A 6,194-nucleotide genomic window follows, 5' to 3' on the forward strand; every position below is an offset into this window, starting at 1 on the left:
GCCGGGATCAGTGATCAGCCTCGCTGTCTGAGGATCAGGCCGCCCGTCAGGCTGCGCCGATGCGGCGCCGGGCCGCTGGCCCCGCTGCGCGTCGCTCGTTCAGCATCTCGGTGATGAGGTCGGCCGTTACCGGCTTTCCGAACAGATAGCCCTGCAGGCAATCGCAGCCGAAGAGGCGCATGGCGACTGCCTGCTGTTCGGTCTCGATGCCTTCGGCCGTCACCGGAATATCAAGCGAGCGGGCGAGCGCCACCGTCGCTTGCAGCATCTCGCGCTGGCGTTTGTCCTCGTTGACACCCATGACCAGCGAGCGGTCGATCTTGATGCGGTCAAAGCCGAACTGCCTGAGATAGCCGATCGAAGAGAAACCCGAACCGAAGTCGTCGAGTGCCACCTTTACCCCCAGCGCCTTCAGCCGCTCGATCGACTGGCGGGTACGCTGCGGATTCTGGATCATGTAGCCTTCGGTGATCTCAAGCGTAATACGGCCGGCCTCGATTTCCGTTTGTTTCAGCACGTAGCGCACATAATCGGCGAAGGCAGGATTGCGGAACTGGCCGGGCGAGACATTGACCGAGACGTTGAGTTCCGGCCATAGCTTGGCTGTCTCGCAGGCCTTGCGCAGCACGAACAGGCCGAGCGATTCGATGAGACCGCTGGTCTCGGCGATCGGGATGAAGACCTCGGGTGAAACAGGCCCGTGGCCCGGACGGTTCCAGCGCACCAGTGCCTCGACACCGGTCGGCGCATGTGTGGCCGCATCGATCAGTGGCTGGTAGGCGAGCGTCAGGTCGCCGCTCTCGATGGCGATGCGGAGATCGAGTTCCAGCGCATTGCGCTGCTCTCGATCCGCATCCATCGACGGATCGTAGAGCATCATGCGCGCGCGGCCGGCCTCCTTCGCCTTGTACATGGCGAGATCGGAACGGCGCACCAGTTCTTCGCGCTCAACCGTGCCGCAAGGCGACATCGCAATGCCGATGCTTGCGCCGACGACGACGACGCGGCGACCGATCTCCAGCGGCTCGACAAGAAAATCGAGGATCTGCTCGGCAAGTTGCAGTGCGGCGGCATTCTCGCTGTCGGAGAGAAAGGCGATGGCAAATTCATCGCCACCAATGCGAGCGAGAACGGCACCTTGCGGAATGAGCACGTCGAGCCCCGCCGCAACCGCGCGGATCAACTGGTCGCCGGTGCCGTGGCCATAACTGTCATTGACTTCCTTGAAGCCATCGAGGTCGAGATAGAGGAGCAGCACGTTGCGCTTGGTCTGGCGCGCCTCGACGACAAAACGGTCGACGGCAAGTCCGAGACCGTCGCGGTTGGAAAGACCGCTCAGCCTGTCGCGCAACGCCTCCTCGCGGGCGCTGCTTTCCTCGGCCTTCAGGCGGCAGCCGGCAAGCCAGCCGATGACCAGCAGCACCACGAAGAACAGACCGACGAGGCCGAGCGCCTGAATGACCATCGGCCGCACCTGGGCATAGCCGATATCGCCGGGTGAACGCGAAGTCCAGACGAGCTTGCCGAGCGTTGCCCCCGTCGGATCGACAATCGGTACGAGATAATCGGCCTCGAAGCTTGGCGGCGCCAGCTTCAGCCCGCCGATGACATAGGTCTGGCCGAGCGCCGCCACTCGGGCATCATCGAGATGGCGCGCGAAAACGAGATAGCGGTGCTGGCCGGCGGGCACATCAAGCGCACCGGATTTTGTCCGCACCAATGCCACGCCGACAGCCGCGATACCCCTTGTGGTCGTGACGAAACCGATCGCCTGAGGACGTTCGGCCGGGCCGGCCGCTTTCACCGTGTCGAACAGAGACCAGAGCGACGGCGCGAAGAAGTTCGCGAGCGGCTCCTCCATCGGCGTGCCGTCGCGATAGGCCATGATCGCCTTCTTCTCGTCATCGATGACGATCGCCACGTCGAAGAGCGAGCTGTTAAGCGACATTTCGCCGTAGTTGCTGACTGTCCAGGCCATACCGTCAGGCGCGTAAACATTGGCGGCGGCGTCATCCCAGGCAGCGTAATCGTCGAGTGTCGCGCCGAGCTGATCCTCGAAAGTCTTCAACGCCCCGATCGTCGTTTCGCGCGAGCGCTCGTCATCGAGGAGATTGGCATTTTCGGCCACGCGTTCGAGCGCCGTCAGCACCATGAAGGTGACGACGGCGACGATGACTGCGAAGGAAAAAAGCACACCAGTGACCGTGATGTGACGCCCTATTCCCGATCCCTTGCGCTGCGACTTTCCGACTGCCTGCATTCTGGTTCCCCGATCGCCGGACTCTGCCAGTCAAGGGTTCAAAAACGTTTAAGCAACCGCAGCAGATTCTTGACGATTCCATTTCTGTGAATGCGGCCGGCCGTGGCAAAATGGAGAGTACGCGGCATCAGCCCGCTCCGTGCCAGCCAGAATATCGAAACCCTGAATAGACGTGGAACAGACATTCGTCAGGCGACTGCATCAACCGCCCGACGGCCTGACAGCAACGGCCTAAAGCACCTTATAATTCCCTTTCGGGAACTGCGCCGCAAGTTCGCGATACCACTTGCCGCTTTTCTTCACTGTGCGAAGCTGGGTCTGATAGTCGACATGGATGAGACCGAAGCGCATGCGGTAGCCTTCGGCCCATTCGAAATTGTCCATCAGGCTCCAGGCGAAATAACCGCGCATGGGATAGCCGTCCTTGATGAGACCGGCCACCACATCGAGATGGTCGCCGAGATAATCCAGACGCATCTTATCGTCGACTTCGCCGTCAACGACATCGGTGTTGTCGCAAGCGCCGTTCTCGGTGATGTAGCATTCCGGCAGTTCGTAGCGACGGTAAAGGTCCTCGACCAGGAGCTTCAATGCCGGCGCATAGATTTCCCAGCCGATATCGGTCTTGACGTCGCTTGCCGGCGGCGCCTTCACCGTCCACGGGAAATCGCCCTTGCGTTCGGCATCCTCGGCGACGCGCTCGGGCGTATAGTAATTCAGCCCCCACCAGTCGAGTTTCTGGCTGATGATTTTTAGGTCGCCATCCTCGATGACCGGCATGCGGTCGCCGAGCGCCTCGACGAATTCCTTCGGATATTCGCCCTTGAAGACCGGATCAAAGAAGGCGCCGTTGTGGAACTGGTGCGCACGCTCGGCGGCGGCAAGATCGGCCGGGCTGTCGGAGCCCGGGATGATCGAGGCAGCGTTGAGCACAAGCCCGACGGGCACATCGGGGGCTTCCGAGCGGATCGCCTCGACGCCGAGGCCATGGGCAAGGTTCATGTAATGCATGGCGTGAAGGGCGGCCTGCATATTGCGCTCGCCCGGAGCGTGGATCCCGTAGAGATGGCTGAGCCAGACGATGCACCAGGGCTCGTTGAAGGTCGCGACCTTATCGAGGCGATCGCCAAGGCGATTCATCACCGTCTTGGCGTAGCGCTGAAAAGCATAGGCAGTCGAGCGCGCCGTCCAGCCGCCGTCGCCGGCAAGCAGCAAAGGCAGATCCCAGTGGTAGAGCGTCGCGAAAGTCTTGATGCCCCGAGCCTTGCAGCCGTCGACCAGCCGATCGTAGAAATCGAGGCCGGTCTCGTTCACCGGCCCCGTGCCGTCGGGGATGATGCGCGGCCAGGCAATGGAGAAGCGATAGGCTTCGACGCCCATCTCCTTGATGAGATCGAGGTCCTGCTCCAGCCGGTTATAGTGGTCGCAGGCGACGTCGCCATTGTCGCGATTGTAGACGCGGCCGGGCATGTTGCAGAAAGCATCCCAGATCGATGGCTTGCGGCCATCGGCGTTGCTGGCGCCTTCGATCTGGAAAGCGGCGGTGGCGACGCCGAAAGTGAAGTCGCCAGGAAAGCGCGCTGCGAGTTTTTTCGGATCGATCATCAATAAAATCCTATCTCTAGGTTGGCCGTTTGCGCGGGATTTAGCCAAGCGTGACGGCAAAGTACAGGCTGGCGGCGAGAAAAACTGCAACGTTGCAGGAAGTACCCTCTCCCCGCCTGCCCGCACTCATAACGGCAATGTCAGCAGGCGTGATTTGCTGTTGAGGCCACGATCCTTACACGGGAAATGGCATCACAAACGTGAAAGGAATCCAATGCTGTCTTCGGTCCATCTGCTACAGCCTCATCTGCTGAGCTTGCTGCGCATCGTCTCGTCACTTGTACTTTTCAGCTACGGAACGCAGAAGATTTTGCATTTCCCGGTTGCGGCAAGCGTGCCGGCCGCGGGCTCGCTCCCCTGGATTGCCGGGCTTATCGAACTCACCCTCGGCCTCCTGGTTCTGGTCGGATTCCAGACCCGGATCGCAGCCTTCGTGCTCTCCGGCCTGATGGCATTCGCCTATTTCATCGGGCATGCGCCGAAAGGCATATATCCCGCCCAGAACGGCGGCGTCGCCGCGATCCTGTTCTGCTTCGTGTTTCTGTATCTAGTGGCGGCAGGCGCCGGACCGCTCAGCGTCGACGGCCTGCTGAAGCGCAACCGGACTGCGGCCTAAGGAGCAACAGACAAGCCGAGGCGAGCAAAGGCCGCCTCGGCATTTTCTGTCTCCGCGTCGCCCGAGCGACGCACGGAACATTAAAGGCTCAGAGCTTGACCCAGGCGCCGTTTTTCTTCGAAGACGCAACGCAAGCCTCGACAAAGGCCACACCCTTCACGCCGTCATCGACAGTGGGATACACAACCGCCTTGTCGACGGCCTTGCCCTTCTTGCGGGCATTGATCGCATGCGCGGCTTCCGTGTAGATCGTCGCAAACGCCTCGAGATACCCCTCGGGATGTCCTGACGGCACGCGCGTGACGCGGCCGGCAGCCGCGCCTGAACCGGCCCCGCCGCGGGTGATCAGCCGCTTCGGTTCGCCGAATGGCGTGTACCACAGGTAGTTCGGGTCCTTTTGGGTCCATTCCAGCCCGCCCTTGCTGCCGTAGACGCGGACCATCAGGCCGTTTTCATGGCCGGGCGCCACCTGGCTGCACCAGAGCATGCCCTTGGCCGGCTTCTCCGAACCCTTGGCCTTGAAGCGCAGCATGACATGGGCGTTGTCATCCAGCCGGCGGCCGGGAACAAAGCTGTCGAGATCGGCGGCGAGACTGTCGAGTTCGAGACCTGATATGAAGGCGGCAAGATTATAGGCATGCGTGCCGATATCCCCCGTCGAGCCGCCGACGCCGGATTGCGCCGGATCGGTACGCCAGGCGGCCTGCTTCTGGCCGGTCTGCTCGACCGCCTCAGTCAGCCAGTCCTGCGGATATTCGGCCTGGACGACTCTTACATCGCCGAGTTCGCCGTTTGCGACCATCTCGCGCGCCTGGCGGACCATCGGATAGCCGGTGTAATTATGCGTCAGCACGAAGAGCGCGCCGCTTTCGTCGGCAATCTTCTTCAGCTTCTTTGCATCGGCAAGGTTTGACGTCAGCGGCTTGTCGCAGATGACATGGATGCCACGCTTCAGGAATTCCTTGGCCGCATCATAGTGCACATGGTTCGGTGTGACGATCGCCACCGCCTCGATACCGTTCTTCAGCTTCGCCTCACGGATCGCCATCTCGCGGTAGCTGGAATAGGTCCGCGACGGATCGAGGCCAAGGTCGCGGCCGGATGCGATCGCCTTCTCAGGCGAGGCCGACAGCGCGCCGGCGATGAGATCGAACTGATCGTCGATGCGCGCCGCGATCCGGTGCACCGCACCGATGAACGCGCCCGCGCCGCCGCCTACCATGCCAAGCCGGATACGCGGCTCGCGGGTCTGTTCGGATGATGCTTCGATTGCCATTCTGTCCTCCTGAAATTTATAACTTGGTGCGGATAAGCCCCTCATCCGGCTGCCGCCACCTTCTCCCCGCAAGCGAAGAGAAGGACGATGCCGCAATGTCCCTCGCCACTCTCTACCGTTTGATGTGGGCAGGTCCCCTCTCCCCGTCAGAACGGGGAGAGGGTTAGGGTGAGGGGCAGCCCCGCCCGATACCTATCGAAAGCTCAGAGCAGTTCCAGCATCGCGGCTGCACCCGAAACCGTGGCCTGGCCGGGGCTTTCCTCGATGTTGAGGGCTTTGACGACGCCGTCTTCCACCAGCATCGAATAGCGCTTGGAGCGCAGGCCGAGGCCGCCGGCGGAGAGGTCGGCGTCGAGGCCGACGGCCCTGGTGAAGCCAGCGTCCCAATCGGCGAGGAAGTGGATCTTGCCCATGCCGCCGGAGGATTGCGCCCAGGC

Annotated in this window: 5 protein-coding genes; 1 reads left to right on the forward strand and 4 read right to left on the reverse strand. The window is 61.9% G+C overall.

Annotated elements, in window-relative coordinates; translation table 11 throughout:
- Positions 1-46: 46 nt before the first annotated feature.
- Together RCCGE510_RS16775 and RCCGE510_RS16780 are read right to left on the reverse strand one after the other, a co-directional pair.
- A complete protein-coding gene (locus RCCGE510_RS16775) occupies positions 47-2,260 on the reverse strand; it encodes a bifunctional diguanylate cyclase/phosphodiesterase (RefSeq protein ID WP_007631813.1) in 2,214 nt (737 codons plus the stop codon).
- Between the two features lie 231 nt (positions 2,261-2,491).
- Positions 2,492-3,865: a GH1 family beta-glucosidase gene (locus RCCGE510_RS16780; RefSeq protein ID WP_007631818.1), complete on the reverse strand. Its 1,374-nt coding sequence runs from the start codon at positions 3,863-3,865 to the stop codon at positions 2,492-2,494.
- A 214-nt stretch (positions 3,866-4,079) separates the two neighbouring features.
- Here RCCGE510_RS16780 and RCCGE510_RS16785 point away from each other — a divergent pair, with 214 nt between their 5' ends.
- Positions 4,080-4,481, forward strand: coding sequence for a DoxX family protein (locus RCCGE510_RS16785; protein WP_007631820.1), 402 nt, complete (start codon positions 4,080-4,082; stop codon positions 4,479-4,481).
- Between the two features lie 88 nt (positions 4,482-4,569).
- Here RCCGE510_RS16785 and RCCGE510_RS16790 read toward each other — a convergent pair whose 3' ends face one another.
- Together RCCGE510_RS16790 and RCCGE510_RS16795 are read right to left on the reverse strand one after the other, a co-directional pair.
- Entirely contained in the window at positions 4,570-5,757 is a 1,188-nt protein-coding gene (locus tag RCCGE510_RS16790) for a Gfo/Idh/MocA family oxidoreductase (protein ID WP_007631822.1), read from the reverse strand.
- A 203-nt stretch (positions 5,758-5,960) separates the two neighbouring features.
- On the reverse strand, positions 5,961-6,194 hold a 234-nt coding region (locus RCCGE510_RS16795; protein WP_007631824.1), incomplete at its 5' end, for a redoxin family protein.

The sequence above is a fragment of the Rhizobium sp. CCGE 510 genome (assembly GCF_000292525.1).
Classification (GTDB): Bacteria; Pseudomonadota; Alphaproteobacteria; order Rhizobiales; family Rhizobiaceae; genus Rhizobium.